At 50.4% G+C, this 1229-nt stretch carries 2 protein-coding genes; both read left to right on the top strand.

The annotated features are described in order from the left end of the window. On the top strand, nucleotides 1–223 hold a 223-nt coding region (locus tag A2F46_RS12730), incomplete at its 5' end, for a hypothetical protein (protein WP_197457667.1). 71 nt (nucleotides 224–294) lie between these two features. Further along, the coding region (locus tag A2F46_RS11630; RefSeq protein WP_156471647.1) for an ArdC family protein at nucleotides 295–1229 on the top strand (935 nt) is incomplete at its 3' end.

Here is a 1229-nt window from a genome sequence, read left to right as displayed (position 1 = left end):
ATACATGCTAGTAGAAGACTTTATTGATGACGGCACTGCTGGCGAATCGCTGGCTCAGTATTTGACCTCGGAGGAAATGACACTGATGGCCAGCATGAATGAGGCAGACTTTGACCGATATTTGGCCGCGTTTGAATCGTATGAGGCCATGACGGCTTATTTGGCCAATCCCAATGAACCAGCAGAAGCCAAAGCGCAGATTAGCTTAAACGGCTGGCGCTGACCTCCTTCATCTTAACCCTGAACAACCCTGCCCACGATGGCAGGGTTTTTTTGTGTTTGAAAGGTTTGCACATGACTAACAAGAAAACACCCAAAGAAGCCCAAGAAGAATATGCCCAAGCCATCGCTGATGAGTTAATTGGCATGATAGAGCAAGGCACAGCACCTTGGCAGAAACCGTGGACACCGGTTCAAGGCAGTGATGTTCCCTACAACCATTTAACCGGTCGGCCTTATAGCGGCAGCAATGTTTTGTATTTATGGATGCAGGAGCGTTCCGATCCACGTTGGCTGACGTACAAACAAGCCCAATCGGTGGATGCTCAGGTGCGCAAGGGCGAACAAGGCGCCAAGCTGATTAAGCTGGTAACCCACGCGGAGCGGGTTAAAAAAGATGATAGTGGCAAAGTCATCAAAGACCAGCATGGTGAACCGGTGAAGGAGATGGCTAAGTTGGATCGGCCATTCGTGAAAGGCTTCACCGTTTTCAATGCCGAACAAATTGAAGGCTTACCCAAACTGGAACGACCACCGCTGCCTGAATTGCAGTGGGGTGTGCATAGCCCAGCCGAGCAAATTCTAGCGGCTTCCGGTGCGAATATTGAGCATCGCCCAGGTAATCGTGCTTTCTACTCAACCATGCAAGACCGGATTGTATTGCCGGAGAAAGCGCAATTCCCGGATGCCGGCTCGTATTACGCCACTGCCTTGCATGAACTTGGCCATTGGACAGGCCACCCAAACCGATTGGATCGTGATTTGTCAGGTTCTTTTGGCTCCGTATCGTATGCCAAGGAAGAACTGCGAGCTGAAATAGCATCCATGATGATCAACCGGCAATTGGGTATGCCGCATGACCCGAGTCATCACGCTGCTTATGTGGGTGGTTGGGTACAGGTATTGAAGGAAGACCCGATGGAAATATTAAGGGCCAGCCGTGATGCGCAAAAAATCCAGGATTATGTCCTGGCCTTTCAATCTCGTGATGTGCAACAGCAGTCTGAGCC

The sequence above is a fragment of the Snodgrassella sp. CFCC 13594 genome (assembly GCF_001590725.1).
Taxonomy (GTDB): Bacteria; Pseudomonadota; Gammaproteobacteria; order Burkholderiales; family Neisseriaceae; genus Snodgrassella.
This window is presented reverse-complemented; position numbering and strand designations above follow the sequence as displayed.